Consider the following 22,112-nt stretch of genomic DNA (forward strand, 5'->3'; position numbering starts at 1 on the left):
ACTATGTGGTTCCCAACCAACAAACCCGTTGCTTGAGAACCGATAACTAAATACAACACCACAGTTGTAACACCACAGATTTCCCACACCACCCCCACGGGTGCGTGACGGGACACAGGGTTACGGCGGTCATAGCGTGGGGGAAACGCCCGGTCCCATTCCGAACCCGGAAGCTAAGACCCACAGCGCCGATGGTACTGCACCCGGGAGGGTGTGGGAGAGTAGGTCACCGCCGGACAACCATTACACGGTCGAGAGCCCCAACCACACGGTTGGGGCTCTCCCGCATTTAAACACCCAACCAACTGCGCCCACCCAGCCCCTGGAACCGGAACGCCCCTCATCACCGCCGGCCAGAACCTACCCACCTGTCTCCCGGGCCCAGACGAGAAGAGACAAGAACTGAGGGACCGTCGGGACGGGAGCGGCGGGAGGTGAGGGAGCGTCGGGACATGTTCCGGTCAGGTACGGTTGGGTTATTGGGGCCCCGGTTTCGACCGGCTGAGCCAGCGGATTTCGCCGGGTTCCACCAGCGGGCCTGTTGGCCACAGGCCACCGCCCGACGTGCAAAGGACAGCTTATGCAGCAGCGCACCATTGTCATCACCGGCGCCAGCGACGGCATCGGTGCGGCAGCCGCACGGAACCTGGCACGGGCAGGAGAACGGATCGTCGTCGTCGGGCGTTCTGCGGAAAAAACCAAGGCTGTGGCCGCAGACCTCGGTGCTGACTACTTCCTCAGCGACTTTGCCCAACTGGCGCACGTCCGGGACCTGGCCGCGGCTCTGAAGGAAAAGTACTCGCGGATCGATGTCCTGGTCAACAACGCCGGTGGGATCATGGGCCGGCGCGAGCTTACCGTGGACGGCTACGAGAAGACGTTCCAGATCAACCACCTGGCCCCGTTCCTGCTCACCACCGAACTCATGGACGTCCTGACGGCAAGCCGCGCCACGGTCATCAACACGGCCAGCGCGGCCAACGGCTTCGGGAACCTGGATTTCGCGGACCTTCACGGCCAGCGCACGTACTCGACGAACCGCGCGTACGGCACGTCCAAGCTCGCCAACATCCTGTTTACATCGGAACTGCAGAACCGCTACGGCGAGGCAGGAATCTCGGCGGCGGCCTTCCATCCGGGCGTGGTGGCCACCAACTTCGCGGCCGAGTCCACGAGCTGGTTCCGCCACGCGTACAAGACGTTCATCAACAGGTTCCTGCTGACCGCGGAACAGGGCGCGGACACACTGGTGTGGCTCGCGACGTCCACGCCGGGCCGGGACTGGGTTTCCGGCGCCTACTACGCCAAGAGGGCACTGGCCCAGGCCAACAGGCAGGCCTACGACGCGGACCTCGCGCGGGAGCTGTGGGACCGCAGCGAAGAGATGGTCCGGGCCGGGCAGGCCGCGGAGCAAAGGTAGGGCGAAAGCCCGCGCTCACCGCCGTAGCCGCATCCCCTCCAACGCGTCGATGGCATCGGCTGAGCGGAGGAGGGCGATCTCTAGGCCGGTCTCCGGTTCGGGGAACGAGAACAGGTAGCCCTGCAGGGAATCACACTGCAGGTCCGTCAGGTAGGCCGCCTGCGCTGCCGTCTCGACCCCTTCAGCCGTGACCGTCAGCCCCAGCGAGTGGGCCATGTTGATCATGGAGCTGAGGATCGGGAGTTTCTCGGCGCCTGTACGGATCATCGAGACGAAGGACCGGTCGATCTTCACCGCGTCCACCGGAAGGTCCTGAAGTCGCCCCAGCGAGGAGTACCCGGTGCCGAAGTCATCCAGCGCCACCCGCACGCCGGCGCGGCGAAGCCTTCCCAGCTGCTCGATCACCTGCTCGTCATGGTCGAAGAACACGCTCTCCGTCACCTCCAGGACCAGTTGCCCGGGGTTCATCCCGCAGGATTCCGCGAGCCGCAGAACCTCGCCGGCGAACCCGCGTTCCCGCAGCTGAACCCCCGAGACGTTCACGGCAAGGGACCGTTCTCGGGAGCCGTCCAGCCAGGAGCGCAGCTGGGTGAAGCTTTCCTGGAGCATGTGCATCCCGATGGCTGCAATGAGCCCGCTGCGCTCCGCCGTAGGAATGAAGTGCGACGGCGGAACCCGTTCGCCATTCCGATCCCACCGCGCCAGGGCCTCGAACTGGGTGACCTCGCCGAGCCTGGGCGAGACAATCGGCTGGTAGTTCACGGTAATCTCGTCGTTGTCGACGGCGAGCCGCAGGCCGGCCTCCATGTCCGTACGCCGAACCAGCGCCGTCATCATCTCCGGCCGGAACCGCAGGTACTGATTCTTGCCGGCGTCCTTGGCGGCGTACATTGCGACGTCCGCACGGCGCAGCAGCTCCGATGCCGCGATGACGCCCTCACCCATGGAAGCCAGACCCAGGCTGAGGCTGGGCCGAAGCATGGCTCCATCAATCATCACCGGCACGTTCAGTGATTCCACGATGCCTTCCGCCACGCTGTCAGCATCCCGGGCCCCGGTCAGGAGGACCACGAACTCGTCACCGCCCAGCCGTGCGACAGTATCTTCCGGACGGACGCAGGCCCGCAGCCGGCGGGCGACCTCAACGAGCATCTGGTCACCGGCGTGATGGCCGAGGATATCGTTGACCTCCTTGAAATCGTCCAGATCCAGGAGGAGGACGTCGACGGCGGCGCTGCTCTCACCGCTCAGCGCTTCAGTCAGCTGCTCGTGGAACAGTTTCCTGTTGGCCAGCCCGGTCAGCGGGTCCTGGAAAGCCATGGCCTTCAGCTGTGCGGCCTGCTCGGCGAGTTCGGCCATTGCCTGCTTCGCCTGTTCCTGGGCACGCCGCCGCGGCGTCACATCACGGAAGCTCCAGACCCGGCCCACCACTTTGTCGCCCACCTTCTGGGGCCGCGAGTACCGTTCGAAAGTGCGGCCGTCCAGGAACTCCAAGACATCGTGGCTCTCCGCGGCGGGGTGCGCGTACAGGTCCTGGACTTTCTCCACGAAGGTCTGCGGGTCAGTGAGCTGTCCCAGGACGAAACCCATCACGGCTTCATCGTCGTGGGTGGCAAGCAGCTCGTGGGGAATGTGCCACATGGCAGAAAACTGGTCGTTCATCCCGGCGATCTTGCCGTCGACGCCCACCACGAGGATGCCGTCCGCCGTCGACTCCAGCGTGGCGCTAAGCAGCGACATCGCTTCGCGCAGCCCGTCATCGGTCTCTTCCCGGTGGAACGTCGGGCGGAAGCACGCCACCAGGAATGTTCCCTGCTCCGATTCAAGCAGGGAACAGGCCACCTCGCCCTGGAACTCGCTGCCGTCGCTGCGGAGGCCGTACGTCTCAAAAGGTGACGGAGGCGGAGCGGCGGAGCTGGCGCGAAGAGAGGCGAAGTGACGTTCAAAGCCCTCGGGGAAACCGTTGGGCAGCACGAACCGGTGATCGCGGCTGATCAGGTCCTGCCGGGCGTACCCGAAGATGGCCGCCGCGGCAGCGTTGGCGAGGCTGATTGAGCCGTCAGCGGCCATGACCAGCACGGCGTCCGGCAGCGCATCGAAGACTGACTGGAGGCCGATCCCCGAAGCCTCCTGCTGCTCGTGCGGCGAAGGAGCCCCCATATCAGGCGTGCTCCGCGCGAGACCAAATTTTCTTCATGAACATCCCCCCTCCAGAAATCATAGAGTCCCGGCCAAGCCGGACTCTACCCCTGGAGACTCCGAAGGGAGTCCGGGCGGGTTGCTCAGTGGGCGTACTTGGCCTCCACCGGACCCATCAGCGGCGCCCCGGCGTTCGTTCCCAGGCCGCGGACTGTCCAGCCCGCCGCTTCCCAGCCTGCGGCGTCCAGGACATTTCGCGCGTCCAGCACCGTCCGGCGCCGTACGAGCTGCCCGGCGACGGCAGGTGACAAAGCGCGGTACTCATCCCATTCGGTGAGCAGCAGAACGAGCTCGGCCCCCTCCAGCGCCCGGGCCGCAGAGGGCTCGAATCGCAGCTGCGGGTAGTGCATCCACGCCGTGTTGATGGCCTTCGGGTCGGTCACGGTCACGTGCGCGCCGGCCGCGGCGAGCCGGAGGGCGACGTCGAGGGACGGCGAATCGCGGACGTCGTCCGTGTCCGGTTTGAACGCGGCGCCCAGCACCGTCACCGTGCGGCCGGCGAGATGGCCCTCGCACAGCTCGCGGGCCAGCTCCACTGTCCGGAGCCGCTGCCCCGCGTTCACGGAGTCCACCAGCTGCATCCATTCCGTCGCCGACTCAACGCCCAGCTTTGAGGCCTGGGCCTTCAGGCTCCGGATGTCCTTTGGCAGGCAGCCCCCGCCGAAACCCAGCCCCGCGTGCAGGTACCGGCTTCCTATCCGGGGATCAAGGCCCATCGCTTCACTGAGCTCGCTGACATCAGCCCCGGACGCGTCACACAACTCCGACATCGCATTGATGAAGCTGACCTTTGTGGCCAGATACGCGTTCGATGCAGACTTGATCAGTTCGGCCGTGGCGAAGTTGCAGACCAGCCGCGGAATGCCGGCGCACAGCAGCGGCTCATACACGGCATCCAGCACCGCAGTGATGCCCCGCGGTGCGCTGCTTCCCGGTTCAAAGGCGGCGTCCCTGCCGCCCGGCACGCCATATACGAGCCGGTCGGGCACCAGCGTGTCCTTCACCGCGGTGCCCTGGCGCAGGAACTCCGGATTCCAGCCGAGGAGGACGTCCTGCCGGCCGGCGAGAATTCCGCCAAGCATGTCGACGGTTCCCACGGGCACCGTTGATTTACCGACGACGGCGGCACCGCGGCTCAAGTGCGGAAGGAGACTTTCGGTGGCCGAGACCAGGTAGCTGAGGTCGGCGCCGTCGGACGTTTTGGATTGCGGTGTGCCCACGCAGAGGAAATGGATCTCGGCGCCGGCGGCGGCGCCGAAATCTGTCGAGAAGGTGAGCCGGCCGGTGGCATGGCCATCGCGCAGCAGCTCGTCCAGGCCCGGCTCGAAGAAGGGGGCAACGCCGCCGGCCAGGCGCTCCACTTTGGCAGGATCAACGTCGATCCCCACCACCGTGTGGCCCATGGAAGCGAGTGTGGCTGCATGTACGGCACCGAGGTAGCCGCAGCCGATTACAGAGATTTTCACAGGCCTGCTCCTTCTGAGGTTGAGCGTCCGGCGGACACTGAGGAGGCGGCAATGACCTCCCTGTAGTGACGGACCAGTTCAGCGTTGAGGACCGGCCATGTCCGGTCCTGGACCGAAGCGTGCGCAGCCGCTGCGAAGGCCCGGCGCTTGGCGTCGTCGCCCATCAGGTCCATCACGCGGCTCCGCAGGTCGGCCAGATCACCTGGCCTGTAAAGCCATCCGGTCCGAGAGTTTTCCACCAGGTCCAGAGGGCCGCCACGCCCGGTAGCCACCACCGTCACCCCGGACGCCATGGCCTCCTGGATGGTCTGGCAGAAGGTTTCGAATTCACCCGGGTGAACAAACAGATCGAACGAAGCCACCGCCCTGGCCAGCTCCTCGCCGCCCAGGAACCCGGTGAAAACCGCGCTCGGAATGGCTTCTTCAAGGGCAGGGCGCTGCGGGCCGTCGCCCACGATGACCAGCCGTGTGCCGGGGACGTCGGCCAGTACGGCCAGGTCCTCGACCTGCTTTTCCACCGCGAGCCGGCCCACATAGCCGATGATCCGCTCACCGCCGGGTGCCACGGATGCCCGCCACCCGCCGTCGCGCTTTTCCGGCGCAAAACGCGCGGTATCCACACCGCGCCGCCACATGTCCACCCGCGGAATCCCGCGGCCGCGCAGCTGGTTCAGCGCGAAAGTGGACGGCGCCAGCGTCCGGTCGGCCAGCAGGTGAATGTTCTCCACCCGGTTCCAGGCCCAGTTCTCGAGGAACGGCACGCCGTAGCGGGCCATGTAGCTGGGAACCTCAGTCTGGTAGATCGCCACGGTCGGGATGCCCAGCTGGGCGGCCGCCTGGGCTGCCCGCCAGCCAAGCACGAACGGCGATGCCAGGTGGACCACGTCGGGAGCGTAATCGGCAAGCATTCTCTTGACCCGATACACGCCACCCACGGCCACCCGGACATTCGCATACCCGGCCAGCGGAACGGAGGGGAGCCGATGCACAATCGCGCCGTGGACAACATCAAGAACATCGGTGTCCGATGTCGACGGCGCAATCACCATCACCTGATCCCCGCGCTCCTGCAGATGTTCGAGCACCCGCAGGATGGAGTGTGTAACCCCATTCATCAGCGGCAGGAATGATTCAGCGACTATTGCGATCCTCACCCCTCCACCGTGATCGGGGCGTCTGACGTTGCGGCGGAGTGGGCGTGACGCTGAGGCAAAGGTTGGGTTAACAGGAGGACGCGGGTTCCGGCAGGCCTATCCGGCGGCGTCGGACCGTAGGATGTCCGGCAGTTCATCAACAAAAACCGTTTGGGGCGGTTCAAAGTAGATGACAAGCACCTTGTCACCGACCGGGAAGACGCTGGTCTTGTCGAACGGGTAGGCATGGAAGGCGCTGGTCCCGCCGCGGAACGGCAGCATCACCTCACCGACCGTGCCCGGGCCTATCCGCCCCGTGACCCTGCCGACCTTGCCTGTCAGGCTGCGGTCAACGTTCCTATGCACTGGGCGGCTTCGGGGATCGTTTTGACGGCTCGTGGCCGTCCTTCAGCGCGGCGGAAAGGCGCGGAAGGAACGTGCCGGCCTGCGAGAGGATGCCGCCGATCATGCCGTTGAGGCCGTCGCCGCCGTTCAGCACCGTCATCTGGCCCACGTGGCCGAACGGCTCGGCCGCAGCCGACACAATGGCCGGCATGTTCTCCGCCAACTGCTGGGCGATGACGGCATCCTGGTTGGTCTCGAGTGCGTCGCCGCGTGCCTTGATGCCTTCCGCTTCCGCCAGGGCCTTCGCCTTGATCGCGGACGCGGCGGCGTCACCCCGAGCCCTCGTGGCAGCGGCCTCAGCCTCACCTGTCACACGCGTGGCTCCCGCCATGGCCGCGGCAGCCGAAGCGCTGGCCTGGGCCTCGACTTCAACCCGCCGGGCATTGGCCTGTGCTTCGAGTTCCGTCCGTTTGGCCCTTGCCTCAGCGGCGCTGATGTCCGCGGACTTCTGGGCCTCGGCTTCGGTCCGCTGCGCATATGCCTTGGCGTCGGCCGGTTTGCGGATGACCGTCTGCAGCTTCTGTTCCTCGCGGTCCGCCTCCAGCTTGGCCACTTCGGTTTCCTGCACCACCACCTGCTGCCGCGCCGTCGCTTCCGCCAGCGGCCCCGCCTGGGCCGCATTGGCCTTGGCCCGCTCGGCGTTTGCCTGCGCAACGGACTGTTTGATGGCCGAGACGCTTTGCGCGTCGGCAATCTGCGCCGCCGCCTCGGCTTCCTTCTCGGCCGCTTCCCGGTTCCTGGTGGCCTCGGCGATGCGGGCTTCCATCTTGACCTGCGCAATGTGCGGTTTGGCGATGTTCTGGATGTATCCCGTGGGATCCTGCAGGTCTTTGATCTGCAGTGAGTCGACGACGAGTCCAAGCTTTTCCATTTCCACACCGCTCGCGCCGCGCACCTGCGAAGCTAGTTTGTCGCGCTCGCGGATGATCTCTTCAACCGTCATGCTGCCGATGATGGAGCGGAGATGTCCTTCAAAGACGTTGTAGACCTGGCTTTCCATCTTGGGCTGCTGGCCGAGGAACCGCCGCGCGGCATTGGCGATGAAGGCCGGTGCATCGCCGATCTTGTAGATGACCACGCCATCCACAATGACCTGGATGCCCTGGGACGTGACACAGGAGACTTTGAGTTCCGTTTCATTCAGGGTCAGGGACAGCGCCCTGACCGTTTGCAGCCCCGGGACCACGAGCGCACCCCGCCCGGTGACAATCTTGAAGTCCATTCCGTCCGTGTTCTCGAGCGTTCCGCGCGTAAGGCCTGAAATGATCAGGGCCTCGTTGGGCTCAGCAACCTTCCACATCAGCTTTATGGCCACCCAAATCACAGCGATTCCGGCGAGGACCCCGACAATGGTGGCGATAACAGGAAGGAAAGCTGACAGGGCTTCCATGAATGTGTCCTTTCACGTCATTGAAAAAGGCGAAGCACAGTACAGGCCGACACCGGACGCGCCGGAACTGCCAGCTGTGATAGACAGTCTTGCCGGGCGCGCACGGGAAAGTCCAGCAATTTGATGATCAGGATCCGGGGGACTGACTGATGCTCCGCCGGGCCCGCCCCAACGCGGCCGCCTCTAGTGCTGTTCCAGAATCGTTGCTCTTCCAGAATCAGTGCTGTTCCAGAATCCGGCGGGCATCCCGCTGGGCTTCCAGCTCTTCCGGCGATAGCGTTTGTCCGGCCAGATAGCCTGCCCCGGCAATGAGCTGCCTGAGCTCTGCCACCGTCCGCGGCGTGCTCACATCCAGATGCGCCATCGCGTGGCAATTCGGGCAGAGCGGCACAAGGTCCGTCACCGGATCGAGCTCATAGTCATTGCCGATCTGTCCGGCAGGCACCAGATGGTGGACCTGGATGAACCCCGAGCCGGTCTCTCCATAAGCGGACTCGAAGGAGAAGCCGCAGGCGGCGCAGCTGGTGCCGTGGTGGGCCACGCAGATCCTCCGAGCCTCAACGTTGCTTTCGAAGCGGTTGGCCTGCACCCGGCTGACCGCTTGCTCCGGATAGCTCCCGGGCACGAGGTGGAGGGGGTCCGGCGCCTGGGCCGGTCCCAACTCCCGCCACACGGCCCGGACTTCCGACGCCAGCACCGGGTCAAGGGCGAGCACCGGCTGCGCCAGGTCCTCCCACGGAACCTCCGGCACAGCGTCGGCAAGGACGGCCGGCAGGATCTGGTCGCCGGACCGAAGGAGGGCATCAAAGGCCACGGTGATGCGTCGGGAGCCCATGTCCCGCTCGCCGGCCGCCGGCTGTGCAGCCCCCGGTGCCTCTCCCGAGACCACCTGACCGTGGCCCAACAGTCCGCGGCGGCGGCCCTGCAGCCACAGCCAGGCCTCATCACCGGCGTGCACGTCTACCGGGCCGTCCACGGCCCAGCCGGTCAGGACCTGGCCTGTCTCCCGCACACATTCGACGGCGGCGGCGTGGTTCCAGCCGTCGCTGTGGTCAGGATCCCACGCCAGGATGATGGCTGTCATACGCATATTCTTGCAGTGATTTGGCTGCGCCGGGCCTGTTGCCAGCAGCCCGCGAACGGAACGGGCGAGGCCCTGGCAGGGCGGCGCACAAAAGCCGGCGAACGCACCGGGACGCGAAGCGGCCGCCTCACCGAAAATGGGGAGGCGGCCGCCGTCATGCTTTGGGGCTTAGGTGTTCTGGACGTGGTCCTTGGCGTCCGCGGCGCTGGCCTTGACGTCAGAGACGGCCGTCTGGCCTTCTCCCTTAACGTGCTCGGCGGCGTCGGCGGCCGTGGATTTCACGTTTTCCATGGCTTCCTGGGCCGGTTCCTTCAGCCCCTGCGCCACATCCTTTGCAGCTTCGGTGAGCTGCGTGGTGACCGGTTCGGCTGCGGTCTTCAGGGCCTCCGCTGCTTCGCGTTCCTTCTGGCTCGGTGGAATCAGGGAGGAGACCAGGAGGCCCGCGCCGAAGGCGATCAGGCCGGCGGCAAGGGGGTTGCCTTGCGTCTTCACTGCTGCCTTGTGCGGGGCGTCGGCCACGGCGCTGCCGGCGTCGTGAAGTGTGGAGCTGACGGCTGAGCCGGCGTCGCCCATCGAGGAACCGGCACTGCCCGAAGCCCTGTGGGCGTGCTCCGAGGTGTGCTCCGCTGCTCCCATGACTTTCTCCTTCACTCCGAAGACGGCCTCTTTGACCTTGTCGGTCTGCCTGTGGACGATGTTGGACGGGGTGACCTTGTCTGCAACCGCATCGACGTTGGTGCCGAGGCGGGCGCGGGTGGCTTCAATGTCGGCGCGGATGGCGTCCGGGTTTTCACTCATCGTTTGTCTCCATTGGGTTTCAGTGTCGGAGGGATTTCCTGGATGGTCTCGGCCGTCTGGGGCATGCCCTTGATCGTTTTGAGTTCCTTGCGGCCAATCGAGGCCAGGATGGCGGCGATGATGCCCCAAATCACGGCAACGACGACGGCGGACCAGCCCAGGCCCATCAACTCGCCCAGGGCGTACCAGAGGGCGACGGACAGGAACAGGAGCACGAAGTGGCCGGCTACGGCGGCGCCGGCAAGCATGCCGCCGCCCTTGCCGGCCCTCGTGGCCGACTGTTTCGCTTCTGCCTTGGCCAGTTCCACTTCCTGACGCATCAGGGTGGAGAGGTCGCGGGTAACATCACCCAGGAGATCCCCAAGGGAATTGGCGTCCGCTTTGGCGTGCGCGGTGGTGGGAGGTGTCTCCGGTATCTGGCTGCTCACAGGTGGCGTCCTTCACCTTCGGCAAAGGGGTCATCCACATCACGCTGGGGAACCCCTGCAGTGGAACTTCCCGGAAGGGTCTGGGCAGAGCCGGGTGCGGCCACGCCGGGACGGGCGGGCTCGCCGATTCCAGGCTCACCATAGGCAGGTTCACCGTAGGCAGGTGCGCCGGCCACCGGTTCGCTGTAGGCAGGTGTGCCGTACTCCTGCTGTCCGTAGCCGGGCCCTGCCGTGGCGGTTTCGTCGAAGAGCGGCGCGCCGACACCCGCGCCCACGGCGCCTTCGGTGACCGGGGGCTGCACGGGCTGGGGCGGAACCGCCGTGCCGGCTGCTGTTGTGCTGGCCGGGGCTCCCGCCTGGAGGCTTCTGCCTAGGCGTCCGGCGAGCATGCCGGCTCCGGCGGCGAGCAGCAGGAACGTGCCGGGGCGCTGGCGTGCGAAGGACTTGACTTCGTTCAGCAGCGATCCCGGATCCCTGTTGTCGAGCCAGGAGGCGACGGATTCGGAGCGTTCAGCAGCCTGCCGGATGAGGTCGGAGGCAACGCCCTGCTGGTCCGGGGCATCAGCCATGGAACGCAGCTGGGAGGAGATGGTGCGGATGCCTTCGGCGGCCTTCTGCTGCTGGGCCCCTGCCTGGCTGGTAAGGTCCGACTTTGCCTGGTACAGAAGGTCCTTGGCGTTGGTTTTTGCTTCGGCAGCCACATTCGCCGCCTCAGCCTTGGCCGTGCCCGCCACGCTCTGGGCTGCGCCGGCGGCCTGTCCTGCGACGTTCGAGGCTTCTTCCTTCGCGGTATCGGTCTTCGAGGCTGACGCCGGGCTCCCGGAGGAAATGCCCGAGCCGTAAGCCGGTGAGTTCTGCGTAGCCGGGGGAACTGTCAGGCTCCCGTCCTGCGGCCATTGGTTCTCTGTCATCTTCGCTCTCTCTTTCCGAAAGGGTCAGCTGCTGTTTCAGGAACCAGCGTTGCTGGCATGCAATGGTAAGCATGTTTACTAAAAAATAGTAAGCACCCTTTGCTTTTTTGTCATCATTTCCCGCGTGTCTGCCGGCGGTGCCTTGCGTTCGGGGGCTTCGTGCAGGCGGCTTGGCACCCCTGGGCGCCGGGCCCGTCGAAAGAAAAATGCCAAGCACGCTTGCCAGTCTGATAGTAAGCATGCTTAGGGTATACGTGTGAGGTTGACTGGCGCGACGGGCAGCCGTCTCGACCCGGTGCTGTGAGTCCGCCGGAATTACCCCAAAGCAACGAAGCGCACCAGTAGTCAGGATCCAAGGAGGCAGCATGCTCACCAAGGAACATTTCGACGATCTGCTCAACAAGGACGGCTACATATTCTCCACGGACGGAGACAAGATCGGCTCGATCGGACAGATCTACGCTGATGACGACACCGGCCAGCCCACCTGGGTGACGGCCCACACAGGCCTCTTCCCCACGTCCGAGCTGTATGTCCCCCTTGCAGGCGCCCGTCTCGAGGCCAGCGACATCGTCGTCCCGTACACCAGGAACCAGGTCATGGAGGCACCCGGCGTGGATGCGGACGGGCACCTGGAGCCATCCGAGGAAGACCGGCTCTACGAGCATTACCGGCTTAGCGGCGGGGTGCCCGCCGCCGGCGCCGCAACGGGACGCACAGGCACAGAGCGCGACGCCGGATTTGCCGCCGGACGCGGCGGCACCTACAACGTTGCCGACGCATCAGACACGGTCGGGCGTGAGGCATCCAGCACGGCAGCGGAGGACGTAATGGAGGCCCGCAGGCTTGCCGGCAACGGACGGCGCTGACGCGGCAGGCATTGGGGGCAGGTGCTTCCCCTGGCCCCGAAGGGCAGTTACCTGCCGACGTGTGGCCTCGGGAAAGCTCATATGTGAATGGGGAGGGCGGAACTGATGGTCCCGAACGCTGATGCGGAGCAATGGGGTCCACACCAGTTGCTGTCGATGGCTGCCCGGCTTATCCAGCGCCGTCAGGACCAGGCCCTGGCTGAGCTCGGTCTCACGCATGCCGCAGTCATTGCCCTTCAAGGCCTCACCGCAGGACCCCTGAACCAGGAACAGTTGGCGGAAGATATCCATGTCCGCAGCCAGTCCCTGGGCAGGGTGCTGGCCCGTCTTGAGGAGGCTGGCTTGGTCTCCCGCAAGTCCAGCCCCTCGGACCGGAGAAGCAACGAGGTGGCCATCACCGAGGCGGGGCTGAATGCCTTGGCTGCGGCCCGTCAGGTGGAGAAGGAAACCCTGCCGCAGGACATCGTGGAGGGCACCGCCTTGAGCCGTGAGCTCGCGCGGGTGATCAGCCATTTTCCCCGCTCACCTCGGCTGGGCGGCCGGCACGGAAAGAGGCCTCCGGAGAGCGACGATGGCCCGGATGAAGATACCGCGGGAGAGGCCGGGGCCGGGCGAACCGACTCCACAGTGCCTGTGGACCCCTCGGAACAGGATCCAGGAGAGGCCGGCAACGGCCCGTCAGAGGACAAAGCCCCGGAAAGCTGAAGGACTCTCAACGGAAGCAGGAAAGGGAATGTGACGGTGCTTCCCGCGCTGCCTCTGGCAGTGCGGGAAACACCGGTTTTTAGCGTCTTTACCCATGCACTTCAGGACCTCGCGCTGAGGCTGCTCTTGGTCATGGGGTCCGGCCAGTTGCCGATGAAACCGGACGTGAGATTGGGCCAGTTGCCGATGCTTGCACGGGAAGAACGGCTGGGGACAGCAGACAGCGGGGCGTGGGTAAACATGACATTTTCTCCTGAATGAACGTTGGAATCCATACGCCCGGTGGCGCAGGTGGTCGGTTCTGCCGTGATGAGGGCAGAGTTGACCTGTTCAGTCGGGGGAAGAACCCGGATCGAATGCCGGGCTGGGAGGCAATACGAGGGCGGCGTCAAGCCGGCGCTCGCCTGCCAGCTGGGACAGTGTGTTCCAGAAGGCCGCGGCATCCGCGGCCTGCCCGCCGGAACCCTCAGAGTTGGAGGAGCCAGACTCGCCGTGCGTGGCCGCCAGCCCGACGACGTCAACGCCGGAAATGCTGTCGGGGACCCTCAGCGGACCCGTCTGGACTGCGCTCGTCGCCCTGTGGCGGGTGGTCATATGAAGCTGAGCCAAGGTCTGGCCACGGCTGCCGGCTTCTTGAATCTCCGCCGCCGCGGGGGCGGCAGGACTGTTGGCGGTTGTGTTGGCGGGTGCAGCCCTACGTACGGTGGAAGGTACAGCAGCGGAAGCTGCCGGTGCCGGCCGCACCGAGGGCCGTGCCTCCTTCCCTGGCAAGGGCTTGGGGGCGGAACGGACCACGGGAACCGGAAGTTTGACCACGGGAACGGGAAGCTTGACCACGGGAACCGGAACGGGAAGCCGCGCCAACCGCGGTTCCAGTGAGGCGACAGCCTCGTCCACTGCGGCTACTGCGTTGTCGATGTGAGAAAGTGCCGGCGCCGCTGTCTTGGTCATCGTGGAGACGGCAGCCGGCGCCTCGCCGACGAGAGCGTCCGACGTGCCCGCGACGGCGGCCACGGTGTCAGTAACCGGAGCCAAGCGGGCCGGCAGGACCTGTACAGCGGGCAGCGACGGAACGGCGGACACTGCCTTGGACGTAGCCGTGCTCGGGCTCGTGCTCAGGATGCCGGATACACCCGCTGGATCACCGGACGTGCCAGGATCGAGCAGCCCTGAAGCGGAGGATACAGACGATTGGGGTGATGCCTGGGCGGTGCCTGCGCCCCAGATGAGCCAGGCACAGGCAAGCAGGGCGGGCACAAGGATGGCGCGCACAAAAACTGTGCACCACGAGCGCAGGTAACCGCCCATTCCGATTCACCCCCCAGAGGCAATGGGAGATCAGGATATGCCCGGGCGGCGGGCGCGTCCAGAGGAAATTTATTCGCCTGCTTATTATCTGCGTGTCCGGCGGGAAGAATGCCCCGGAGCCGGCGGGAAGAATGCCCCGGAGCCGGCGGGAAGAATGCCACGGATAGGAGCCTCTTTCGGCCGTAAAATTGGCTTAAGAGGTGTTGGAGTCATGGCCGGGTCGATCGTCGTCGTCCTGATAGTTCTGGCAGTAGCCGCCGCCGTCGCAATCGTTGCCACGGTGAGGGCGGTTGTGCGTGACGGACGGGGCCACGTTCCCACCGAGCCGTCCCAGCGGCCGTGGACGGCCGGCAACCTGCCCAGCCAGCCGTACTCATTGATCCGCTTCTAGGCTTTGATCGGCCTCGAGTCTCGAGTGGCTAGTCCAGCCCAAACCCGGCAGCCCAGTGGGAAGTCTTCGACACCCAGGGTTCCTGCTGAAGTACCTTCAACGCAAAGCTGGTGCAGCCGCCCACGAACTTGCGCGGGACACCTGCACCAACCGGTAGTACGAATTTTCAGATTAGATATCTACTCATTCGCGGCTCCTATTCCCGGCGTTCGCGTTCCGGGTCTATTTCCTGTCATCGGCCAGATGCCGCGAGAACATCCAGCCGGCGACAATCATGAGAACACCCGCCACCATCAGGGTCCAGCTATCCGTCATGTTCAGCGACAGGAAATTGGCCGCCGAATCCACTCCGACACTGAGCCCGTAGATGCTGAGGATGATGTACAGCGCACCGGCGCCCATAAGGAACCTGCGCGCACCCATTTCACTGCGGGACATGGCCCAGCCGGTTCCACCGATGACCAGCTGCACAATGTTGAGCAGCATGGATACCTGGAACAGGCCAAACAACATGGCGTGCGAATCAGGCCCAAGGAACATCAGTTCGCCATAACGTGCGGTGATGCCCGGGATGAATCCCAGAATCCCTACCAGCAACGCGAGAATACCAACACCCATGCCAACGTTCTGGACGTCCGTCCGACCAAAGTGAACGCCGTGTGCATGTGGGGATGCGGTAGTCATTTTCTGCCTCCAACCACTGTTTGCGGACAACCTAATTTTACTTCTGTACACCGTAAAAAGCGCTGGCTGCGGCCACGGCCAAGCCCCACGGGATTCTCTTCATCCGTCTTCTCCGCCGAAGAGCCTGTCGAAAACAGTTGGACGAGGGCGCACATGGCACGATGGACAACGATGAAACTGCGCGCTGATCAGACCGGTGACCGTGGCCTTCCCATGCCCCTGTGGCTGCAGGGCGGGCTGGAGTCGGCCCAGGCCGCATTTATTTCCGCCCTGGTGGTTATTGCCCCCGTTGTCGCGGTGTGGGCAACCTCCGGCTTCCGGGACACGCAGTTCGACTTCTTGGCGCGCCTGGCCGGCCAGGCCTGGCTCGTCATCCACGGGGTGCCCCTGTACCTGACCACCGTCGTCGACGGTGCCGCTGCCGGACCGGAGACGGGCACTCTCTCCCTCATGCCGCTGGGCATGACGCTCATTCCATTCCTGCTCGCGTGGCGGGCGGGCCGGCGTCTGGCCCGCGCCTCATATACCGACCAGCTGTGGCAGGCGCTGCTGGGCTCCTGGCTGGTTTATGCGGGATTCGGCGTCACCACCGGATTCGTGTGCCGCACCGAAGACGTCGGGGTGTTCCTCTGGTGGGCCGCGCTGCTGCCCCTGGTTCCCTTTGCGCTGGGCATGGTGATTGGAGCAAGGCGCGAGGCCGGGTCGTGGAGCCGGCTGATCGGGGTCGATGCCGTGGACTGGATCGCGCGGACCAGCCAGCACTCGCGCTGGGCAGGCTCCTACCTGGCCTCCGCGGCCAAGGCCGGCTTCGTCACGCTCATGGCAGCCCTGGCGCTGTCTTCGGCCCTGCTGGCGGTTGACCTTTTCATCCACTGGAACCTTGTGGTGGCAGTCTATGAAGCGCTCGACGCCGGCGCGGTAGGAGGCGCGGCGCTCACCCTTGCGCAGCTCGGCTTCATTCCCAACCTCGCCGTCTTTGCACTCGCCTGGGTGTCTGGCTCGGGCTTCGCCCTCGGAGCGGGCTCCCAAGTCGGCCCACTGGGCACGGCCGTGGGGCCCCTCCCGTCAGTCCCGGTCCTTGGGGCCATTCCTGCCGGCCCGCTCGATTACGGCTTCGTGGCCCTCGTAGTGCCGGTGCTCGCCGGAGTGCTGGGCGGTTGGTGGTTCCTGCGTGAGGGGGAGAACCACTTTGACGAGTGGCTGTCCATCAAGGTGCGCGTCCGGTGGTTCACGGCTGCAGCCTCCACTCTGGTGCTGGGCATCATCGCCGGAACCGCGGCTGGCCTGTTGGCAGGCGCGCTCGCAGGCATAACGCATGGTTCGGCAGGAATCGGCCGCCTCCATGACATCGGGCCGGACCCTGTGTGGACGGCAGTCTGGGTGGCAGCGGAAGCCGGCATCGGCGTCGTCATCGGTTACGCAGCAGGCCCGTGGCTGGAGCGCCGGCAGGAGCTGCGTGAAGCGGATCTCGAGGCCGCCCCGGGCAAGTAACGGCCCCAAGCGCGACGTGTAGTAGCGGACGCGCTCAGCGGCCCGGCTGGAGCTGGCCGGGCATCGAATTTTCGAGCTGGATCCGGCAATCATTGCTGGCCTGGCTCGTCAAGGCATAGCGGGCGCACTGCTGGTAGTCGCGCACCTGGTTGAAGAACACGGCGGAGACCAGGACCAGCAGCGCCATCACGGCGGAAACGGCCAGGCCGGAGATGGCCCCGAACAGCACCAGTCTGGACTCCTTGAGCCGGACGGCGCGGACAAGCACGATGATCCCCAGAACGATGCCCGCAAGCGTCAGAATGGCCGTCAGCCAGAGGTAGTGAAGGTCGAGCTGGAAAACAAAGAACGAGCCCAGCACCGCCACGATGAACATGCGGAACAGGGTATGTGTTTTCAGCAGCGAGGACTTTGCGCCCTCGCTGAGCGGAAGTTTGGTCCGCTGTGACCCGTCGGGGCCAGGAGTGGGGTTCATGTTTTCCAGCCTACGCGAGCAGCCGCCTAAGCTTGAGCAATGCGCATAGTAGTCCTCGTCTCCGGAACCGGCTCCAACCTCCAGGCAGTCATCGACGCCGTACAAGCGGGGCAGCTGGACGTGGAGATCGCAGCGGTGGGCGCGGACCGCCCCGGCACATATGGAGTGGAGCGCTCAGCCGCGGCAGGAATCGACACTTTCGTGGTGGATTTCAAAGCCTATCCGGACCGTGCAGCCTGGAACGCCGCGCTGACCGAGGCTGTGGCGGTGTACCAGCCGGACATTGTGGTGTCCTCGGGATTCATGCGCATCGTGAGCCCGGAATTCATCGATGCCTTCGATGGCAAATACCTCAACACCCACCCCGCGCTGCTGCCGTCCTTCCCCGGGGCCCACGGCGTCCGGGACGCCATGGCGTACGGCGTGAAGGTGACGGGTTGCACCGTGCACTGGGCCGATGCCGGAGTGGATACCGGCCCCATCATCGCCCAGGAAGCCGTAACCATCGAGGACGGCGATACCGAAGAGACCCTGCACGAACGCATCAAGGTGGTGGAGCGCCGGCTGCTCGTCTCCACCCTCGCATCGCTCGCCGCCGAGCACCGCCGCGCGGGATCGATTCTGAAAAGCGAGTAGTCCGCGCCAAAAACCGGGTATAGCCCGTTAAAAGACGGGTAGCTGGAGGTACCTGACCACGCTGGTTGGGGGCCGGATCCGCACCTTACGCTGACACCGTCCTATTCAGCGTTGTCCTTCCAGGAGGTCTCCAGTGCCGCAATTCAGCTTTGCCAAAACCAGTCCGAAAGTGGTGTGCCTTTCAGTTGCCCTTGTCCTCGGGACGGGGGCCGCCACCGCCGCCTATGCGGCGTCAACGTCTGCAGGCGGCGAGATCAACGCCTGTTACAGCAACAACAACGGAGGCCAGGTCCGGATTCTTTCCGCTGGCGCCACCTGTGACACCAAGAAGGAGACGGCCATCTCCTGGAACATCCAGGGCATCCAGGGCGTCCAGGGCATCCAGGGTGAGAAGGGTGACACCGGGGCCACCGGCGAGACCGGCGCCCAGGGAATCCAGGGGGAGAAGGGTGACACCGGGGCGACCGGCGAGACCGGAGCGCAGGGTATCCAAGGGGAGAAGGGTGACACCGGCGAGACCGGGGCGCAGGGTGTCCAGGGTGAGAAGGGTGACACCGGCGAAACTGGCGCCCAGGGGATCCAGGGGGAGAAGGGCGATACGGGTGAGACCGGCGCCCAAGGTATTCAAGGCGAGACCGGGGCGCAGGGCATCCAGGGAGAGAAGGGCGATACCGGGGCGACCGGGGCGCAGGGCATCCAAGGCGAGAAGGGCGACACCGGAGCAACCGGTGAGACGGGCGCCGTGGGTCCCGTTGGCGCCACGGGCGCTACAGGAGCCACCGGCGCCGCCGCCTCCACGAGCGTTTCCATGGTGACGGTCAACGGGACAGGCAACACCGTCTCAGCGTTTTGCCCTGCCGGCAAGGTCGCCATCAGCGGCGGCTACAGCGCCTTGCTGACGAACCCCACCAATCAAGTGACGGCGAGCCGGCCGGCCCTTGTCGGGCAAGGCTGGTCGGTGACTCAGAGCAGGGACACGTCCATCACCGTCCACGTCACCTGCATCCAGTAGTTTCCCCGTTGCGGCATCACTTGTGGCGGTTCCCAAACGCGGCTAATCCATCCGGCAGGAACCGCCACAAGTGAAAGTGCATCAAGCCAGAACGGGCGCTACTCGAGGCGGCGCTGCCTGGTTTCGGGGGAGAAGAACATCATCCAGAGCACCGCCAGCAGGACCAGGCCGCCGGCGAGGGCAAATGACGTTGCCAGGCCCAGCTCGGGCCAGAAGTAGTTCGCAAAGATGAGCGGCCCGAAGCCGGCGCCCAGCCGGGAGAACGTGGACGCCCAGCCGAAGCCTGAACCCCTCAGCTCGGTGGGGTAGAGCTCGGAAACGTAGGCGTAGAGGACAGGGATGGCCACCTGCACGATGAAGCCGAAGACCAGCAGCCAGAATACGGCCGCCGTCGGAATGTCCACCACGAAGGCCACGATCACGAGGGTCAGCGCTGACAGCGGGCCGGTGATGGCCAGCAGCCATTTGCGGCCCATCCGTTCCACGAGCAGCGCTGCAGCCACCACCCCTAGAAGCCCGACGGATGCCATGCCCGCCGTCGTCAGGAACGCCTTGTACTCGGCGAAACCGGCGCCGATCAGGATCCGCGGCATCCAGGTCAGGGAGAGGTAGTAGACGAGGAGGATGCTGAAGAACAGGCCCCAGGCTGCAGCCGTGATCTTCCAGTTGAATGTCCAGACGCCACGAAGTTGCTGCCAGGCGCTGCCTGCCGACAGCCGAGGGACTGCCTGCGGATCCGGCAGGCTGTAGGCGCGTGGCTCCGCACCGGTGGCTTGGACAAGGTCGTCGATGACCTTGGCCGCCTCCTCGCGTCGGCCCTTCCGGATGAGGAAGAGCGGCGATTCGGGAACGCTGCGGCGCACCCAGAAAACGAGGAGGGCCGGCAGCACCATCACCATCATGGTTAGCCGCCAGTCCGCGAAGGCTGCCACCAGTCCGGCCGAGACGAAGCCGCACAGTGCGGCGCCCACGGGCCACCAGCCGTCCATGGCGGTCAGGACCTTGCCACGCTGCCGGCGCGGCGTGAATTCACCCACCAGCGCATAATCCACCGGGATGCAGCCGCCCAGGCCGAAACCGGCCATGAAGCGGAAGAGGCAGAACCAGATGAAGTCGGGGGAGAACGCCCCGAGAACGGTGAAAAGCGAGAAGATCAGCAGCGTGGCGGTGAACGCCTTCTTGCGCCCAATCGTGTCGGCGATGGTGCCCCAGACAAACGCTCCGAGGGCCATGCCGATCAGGTTGGCCGTGCCGATCCAGCCTGCCTCCCCCGGCGTGAGCTGCCAGTGCGACGACAGCAGCGGGATCAGGATGCCGTTTAAGGTCACGTCCCAGGCATCGAACATGAACCCCAGACCGCCGATCAGGAAGATCCGGCCCTGCACCCTCCAGCGCCACGGCAGTTCCTGGACCACCTGTTCGCCGCTGGGCACAGTGGTGTAAATGTTCATCTCGCCTCCTGTTCTAAACCTTACGTTGCGCTGCGCGGGAAGGATGCCGCGTTCACACTCGGGCGGGCAGGAAAGCCATCCCCCGTGACGCGATAAACTGGCCGTATCCCCACCAACCGCGGCATGCCGCCGCGCGATTACGACGGAGACTTTTGTGACCCTGACGCAGCTTGACCGTGTTCCCATCCGCCGAGCCCTGATCTCGGTCTACGACAAGACCGGTCTGGAGGAGCTGGCCAAGGGCCTGCACGCCGCAGGTGTCAGGATCGTCTCCACCGGCTCCACCGCCAAGAAGATTGCGGACGCCGGCATCCCCGTCCAGGAAGTCGAGGAGGTCACGGGATCGCCGGAAATGCTGGACGGTCGCGTCAAGACCCTGCATCCGCGCGTCCACGGCGGCATCCTCGCCGACCGTCGGGTTCCGGCGCACATGGAAACCCTCGCCAAAATGGAGATCGAGGCGTTCGACCTTGTTGTGGTGAACCTGTACCCGTTCGTGGAGACCGTCAAGTCCGGCGCCGCGCAGGACGACGTCGTGGAGCAGATCGACATCGGGGGCCCTGCCATGGTGCGCTCCGCCGCGAAGAACCACGCCGCCGTCGCCATTGTGGTGGATCCGCAGTTCTACGGTGACGTTGTCCGCGCCGCCGCAGAGGGCGGCTTCGACCTGAAGACCCGCCAGCGCCTGGCGGCCAAGGCATTCGCCCACACCGCCACCTACGACAACGCCGTGGCCACCTGGACCGCCAGCCAGTTCCTGGACGAGGACGGCGACGGGGTCATCGACTGGCCCGCCTACGCCGGACTCGCGCTGGAACGCTCCGAAGTGCTCCGCTACGGCGAAAACCCGCACCAGCAGGCCGCGCTTTACGTGGACAAGGCAGCCCCCGCAGGTATCGCCCAGGCCGACCAGCTCCACGGCAAGGCCATGAGCTACAACAACTTCGTGGACGCCGACGCCGCCCTCCGCGCCGCGTTCGACTTCGCTGAGCCGGCTGTGGCCATCATCAAGCACGCCAACCCGTGCGGCGTGGCCGTCGGTTCCGCGGACGCCGCAGACCCGATCGCGGATGCCCATGCCAAGGCACACTCGTGCGACCCTGTCTCCGCGTTTGGCGGCGTGATCGCGGCCAACCGCACTGTCACCGCCGGCATGGCCCGGACCGTGGCCGGCATCTTCACCGAGGTTGTCATCGCCCCCGGTTTCGAGCCGGAAGCCGTGGAGATCCTCTCCAAGAAGAAGAACATCCGCCTGCTGGCACTGCCCGAGGGCTACGGCCGCTACCCGGCCGAAATCCGCCAGGTCTCCGGCGGCGTGCTCGTCCAGATCACCGACAAGGTGGATGCCGACGGCGACAACCCCGCCAACTGGACGCTCGCGGCCGGCGAAGCCGCCGACGACGCCACGCTGGCTGACCTCGCGTTCGCCTGGACCGCCTGCCGCGCCGCAAAATCCAATGCCATCCTGCTCGCAGCCGACGGCGCTGCCGTGGGCATCGGCATGGGCCAGGTCAACCGTCTCGACTCCTGCAAGCTTGCCGTCGAGCGCGCCAACACGCTTGGCGTGACCGTGGAGTCCGAAGTTGACGGTGCCGGCGGCGCGTCCAATGTCGGAACCGCCGGCGCCCCGGAGCGTGCACGCGGCGCCGTGGCGGCCTCCGACGCGTTCTTCCCGTTCGCCGACGGCCTGCAGATTCTGATCGACGCCGGCGTCCGCGCCGTGGTCCAGCCCGGCGGTTCAGTCCGGGACGAGGAAGTCATCGCGGCAGCCAACGCGGCCGGCATCACGATGTACTTCACCGGAGCGCGCCACTTCTTCCACTAGTCCCCACCGCCTCCCTAACCTCGCTGCGCTC

General features: G+C 65.6%; 22 protein-coding genes and 1 rRNA gene. 9 read left to right on the forward strand and 14 right to left on the reverse strand.

Annotated elements, in window-relative coordinates; translation table 11 throughout:
• Positions 1–121 precede the first annotated feature (121 nt).
• Both rrf and AC5RUM_RS21130 read left to right on the forward strand, forming a co-directional pair.
• Positions 122–238: ribosomal RNA gene (gene rrf, locus AC5RUM_RS21125) — 5S ribosomal RNA — on the forward strand.
• A gap of 342 nt (positions 239–580) precedes the next feature.
• On the forward strand, positions 581–1,420 hold the full coding sequence (locus tag AC5RUM_RS21130; protein ID WP_494036787.1) for an SDR family NAD(P)-dependent oxidoreductase: 840 nt from the start codon (positions 581–583) through the stop codon (positions 1,418–1,420).
• A gap of 15 nt (positions 1,421–1,435) precedes the next feature.
• Here AC5RUM_RS21130 and AC5RUM_RS21135 read toward each other — a convergent pair whose 3' ends face one another.
• The 9 genes from AC5RUM_RS21135 to AC5RUM_RS21175 all read right to left on the reverse strand — a co-directional run bounded on the left by AC5RUM_RS21135 (position 1,436) and on the right by AC5RUM_RS21175 (position 11,234).
• Positions 1,436–3,580 (reverse strand): putative bifunctional diguanylate cyclase/phosphodiesterase, encoded by a 2,145-nt coding sequence (locus tag AC5RUM_RS21135; protein ID WP_494036788.1) that lies wholly within the window; start codon positions 3,578–3,580, stop codon positions 1,436–1,438.
• A gap of 122 nt (positions 3,581–3,702) precedes the next feature.
• Positions 3,703–5,085: a UDP-glucose dehydrogenase family protein gene (locus AC5RUM_RS21140; protein ID WP_494036789.1), complete on the reverse strand. Its 1,383-nt coding sequence runs from the start codon at positions 5,083–5,085 to the stop codon at positions 3,703–3,705.
• Positions 5,082–6,239 carry a glycosyltransferase family 4 protein gene (locus AC5RUM_RS21145; RefSeq protein WP_494036790.1) on the reverse strand — a complete coding sequence of 386 codons (1,158 nt, stop codon included), beginning with the start codon at positions 6,237–6,239 and terminating at the stop codon, positions 5,082–5,084. Before AC5RUM_RS21145 ends, AC5RUM_RS21140 begins: the two co-directional genes overlap by 4 nt.
• 96 nt (positions 6,240–6,335) lie before the next feature.
• Positions 6,336–6,584: an NfeD C-terminal domain-containing protein gene (locus AC5RUM_RS21150; RefSeq protein ID WP_494036791.1), complete on the reverse strand. Its 249-nt coding sequence runs from the start codon at positions 6,582–6,584 to the stop codon at positions 6,336–6,338.
• Positions 6,577–8,013, reverse strand: coding sequence for a flotillin family protein (locus AC5RUM_RS21155; protein ID WP_494036792.1), 1,437 nt, complete (start codon positions 8,011–8,013; stop codon positions 6,577–6,579). Before AC5RUM_RS21155 ends, AC5RUM_RS21150 begins: the two co-directional genes overlap by 8 nt.
• 217 nt (positions 8,014–8,230) lie before the next feature.
• Complete coding sequence (locus tag AC5RUM_RS21160) at positions 8,231–9,097, reverse strand: HNH endonuclease (protein ID WP_494036793.1); 867 nt, start codon at positions 9,095–9,097, stop codon at positions 8,231–8,233.
• A 168-nt stretch (positions 9,098–9,265) separates the two neighbouring features.
• Positions 9,266–9,895, reverse strand: coding sequence for a DUF3618 domain-containing protein (locus AC5RUM_RS21165; protein WP_494036794.1), 630 nt, complete (start codon positions 9,893–9,895; stop codon positions 9,266–9,268).
• Positions 9,892–10,323 carry a phage holin family protein gene (locus tag AC5RUM_RS21170; protein ID WP_494036795.1) on the reverse strand — a complete coding sequence of 144 codons (432 nt, stop codon included), beginning with the start codon at positions 10,321–10,323 and terminating at the stop codon, positions 9,892–9,894. Before AC5RUM_RS21170 ends, AC5RUM_RS21165 begins: the two co-directional genes overlap by 4 nt.
• Entirely contained in the window at positions 10,320–11,234 is a 915-nt protein-coding gene (locus AC5RUM_RS21175; protein ID WP_494036796.1) for a hypothetical protein, read from the reverse strand. The genes AC5RUM_RS21170 and AC5RUM_RS21175 overlap by 4 nt, the downstream gene beginning before the upstream one ends.
• A 365-nt stretch (positions 11,235–11,599) precedes the next feature.
• Between AC5RUM_RS21175 and AC5RUM_RS21180 the strand changes: the two genes are divergently transcribed.
• Together AC5RUM_RS21180 and AC5RUM_RS21185 are read left to right on the forward strand one after the other, a co-directional pair.
• On the forward strand, positions 11,600–12,103 hold the full coding sequence (locus tag AC5RUM_RS21180; protein WP_494036797.1) for a PRC-barrel domain-containing protein: 504 nt from the start codon (positions 11,600–11,602) through the stop codon (positions 12,101–12,103).
• A 105-nt stretch (positions 12,104–12,208) separates the two neighbouring features.
• A complete protein-coding gene (locus AC5RUM_RS21185) occupies positions 12,209–12,808 on the forward strand; it encodes a MarR family winged helix-turn-helix transcriptional regulator (RefSeq protein ID WP_494036798.1) in 600 nt (199 codons plus the stop codon).
• A 101-nt stretch (positions 12,809–12,909) separates the two neighbouring features.
• Here the strand turns inward: AC5RUM_RS21185 and AC5RUM_RS21190 are convergent, their stop codons facing one another.
• On the reverse strand, positions 12,910–13,050 hold the full coding sequence (locus AC5RUM_RS21190; protein ID WP_494036799.1) for a hypothetical protein: 141 nt from the start codon (positions 13,048–13,050) through the stop codon (positions 12,910–12,912).
• A gap of 88 nt (positions 13,051–13,138) precedes the next feature.
• Positions 13,139–14,080, reverse strand: a complete 942-nt coding sequence (locus tag AC5RUM_RS21195) for a hypothetical protein (RefSeq protein WP_494036800.1) — start codon at positions 14,078–14,080, stop codon at positions 13,139–13,141.
• Between the two features lie 247 nt (positions 14,081–14,327).
• Between AC5RUM_RS21195 and AC5RUM_RS21200 the strand changes: the two genes are divergently transcribed.
• On the forward strand, positions 14,328–14,507 hold the full coding sequence (locus tag AC5RUM_RS21200) for a hypothetical protein (RefSeq protein ID WP_494036801.1): 180 nt from the start codon (positions 14,328–14,330) through the stop codon (positions 14,505–14,507).
• A gap of 222 nt (positions 14,508–14,729) precedes the next feature.
• On the opposite strand, the gene AC5RUM_RS21205 is transcribed toward AC5RUM_RS21200, so the two are convergent.
• On the reverse strand, positions 14,730–15,191 hold the full coding sequence (locus tag AC5RUM_RS21205; RefSeq protein ID WP_494036802.1) for a DUF4383 domain-containing protein: 462 nt from the start codon (positions 15,189–15,191) through the stop codon (positions 14,730–14,732).
• Between the two features lie 171 nt (positions 15,192–15,362).
• Here AC5RUM_RS21205 and AC5RUM_RS21210 point away from each other — a divergent pair, with 171 nt between their 5' ends.
• Positions 15,363–16,682, forward strand: a complete 1,320-nt coding sequence (locus AC5RUM_RS21210) for a cell division protein PerM (RefSeq protein WP_494036813.1) — start codon at positions 15,363–15,365, stop codon at positions 16,680–16,682.
• A gap of 34 nt (positions 16,683–16,716) precedes the next feature.
• Here AC5RUM_RS21210 and AC5RUM_RS21215 read toward each other — a convergent pair whose 3' ends face one another.
• On the reverse strand, positions 16,717–17,157 hold the full coding sequence (locus AC5RUM_RS21215) for a hypothetical protein (protein WP_494036803.1): 441 nt from the start codon (positions 17,155–17,157) through the stop codon (positions 16,717–16,719).
• A gap of 39 nt (positions 17,158–17,196) precedes the next feature.
• Between AC5RUM_RS21215 and purN the strand changes: the two genes are divergently transcribed.
• Both purN and AC5RUM_RS21225 read left to right on the forward strand, forming a co-directional pair.
• Positions 17,197–17,793: a phosphoribosylglycinamide formyltransferase gene (gene purN, locus AC5RUM_RS21220; protein ID WP_494036804.1), complete on the forward strand. Its 597-nt coding sequence runs from the start codon at positions 17,197–17,199 to the stop codon at positions 17,791–17,793.
• Positions 17,794–17,926: 133 nt separating this feature from the next.
• The gene (locus tag AC5RUM_RS21225; RefSeq protein WP_494036805.1) at positions 17,927–18,805 is read left to right on the forward strand and encodes a hypothetical protein; all 879 of its coding nucleotides are present in this window, start codon (positions 17,927–17,929) and stop codon (positions 18,803–18,805) included.
• A 98-nt stretch (positions 18,806–18,903) separates the two neighbouring features.
• On the opposite strand, the gene AC5RUM_RS21230 is transcribed toward AC5RUM_RS21225, so the two are convergent.
• On the reverse strand, positions 18,904–20,256 hold the full coding sequence (locus AC5RUM_RS21230; protein ID WP_494036806.1) for an MFS transporter: 1,353 nt from the start codon (positions 20,254–20,256) through the stop codon (positions 18,904–18,906).
• Positions 20,257–20,410: 154 nt separating this feature from the next.
• Between AC5RUM_RS21230 and purH the strand changes: the two genes are divergently transcribed.
• Complete coding sequence (purH, locus tag AC5RUM_RS21235) at positions 20,411–22,081, forward strand: bifunctional phosphoribosylaminoimidazolecarboxamide formyltransferase/IMP cyclohydrolase (protein ID WP_494036807.1); 1,671 nt, start codon at positions 20,411–20,413, stop codon at positions 22,079–22,081.
• Positions 22,082–22,112: the final 31 nt, after the last annotated feature.

The organism is Arthrobacter sp. B2060 (assembly GCF_059090445.1).

Coding starts and splice junctions, on each gene's coding strand:
- AC5RUM_RS21130 (WP_494036787.1), top strand. CDS start 581: ATGCAGCAGCGCACCATTGTCATCACCGGCGCCAGCGACGGCATCGGT.
- AC5RUM_RS21135 (WP_494036788.1), bottom strand. CDS start 3,580: ATGGGGGCTCCTTCGCCGCACGAGCAGCAGGAGGCTTCGGGGATCGGC.
- AC5RUM_RS21155 (WP_494036792.1), bottom strand. CDS start 8,013: ATGGAAGCCCTGTCAGCTTTCCTTCCTGTTATCGCCACCATTGTCGGG.
- AC5RUM_RS21160 (WP_494036793.1), bottom strand. CDS start 9,097: ATGACAGCCATCATCCTGGCGTGGGATCCTGACCACAGCGACGGCTGG.
- AC5RUM_RS21165 (WP_494036794.1), bottom strand. CDS start 9,895: ATGAGTGAAAACCCGGACGCCATCCGCGCCGACATTGAAGCCACCCGC.
- AC5RUM_RS21175 (WP_494036796.1), bottom strand. CDS start 11,234: ATGACAGAGAACCAATGGCCGCAGGACGGGAGCCTGACAGTTCCCCCG.
- AC5RUM_RS21180 (WP_494036797.1), top strand. CDS start 11,600: ATGCTCACCAAGGAACATTTCGACGATCTGCTCAACAAGGACGGCTAC.
- AC5RUM_RS21185 (WP_494036798.1), top strand. CDS start 12,209: ATGGTCCCGAACGCTGATGCGGAGCAATGGGGTCCACACCAGTTGCTG.
- AC5RUM_RS21190 (WP_494036799.1), bottom strand. CDS start 13,050: ATGTTTACCCACGCCCCGCTGTCTGCTGTCCCCAGCCGTTCTTCCCGT.
- AC5RUM_RS21200 (WP_494036801.1), top strand. CDS start 14,328: ATGGCCGGGTCGATCGTCGTCGTCCTGATAGTTCTGGCAGTAGCCGCC.
- AC5RUM_RS21205 (WP_494036802.1), bottom strand. CDS start 15,191: ATGACTACCGCATCCCCACATGCACACGGCGTTCACTTTGGTCGGACG.
- AC5RUM_RS21210 (WP_494036813.1), top strand. CDS start 15,363: ATGAAACTGCGCGCTGATCAGACCGGTGACCGTGGCCTTCCCATGCCC.
- AC5RUM_RS21215 (WP_494036803.1), bottom strand. CDS start 17,157: ATGAACCCCACTCCTGGCCCCGACGGGTCACAGCGGACCAAACTTCCG.
- purN (WP_494036804.1), top strand. CDS start 17,197: ATGCGCATAGTAGTCCTCGTCTCCGGAACCGGCTCCAACCTCCAGGCA.
- AC5RUM_RS21230 (WP_494036806.1), bottom strand. CDS start 20,256: ATGAACATTTACACCACTGTGCCCAGCGGCGAACAGGTGGTCCAGGAA.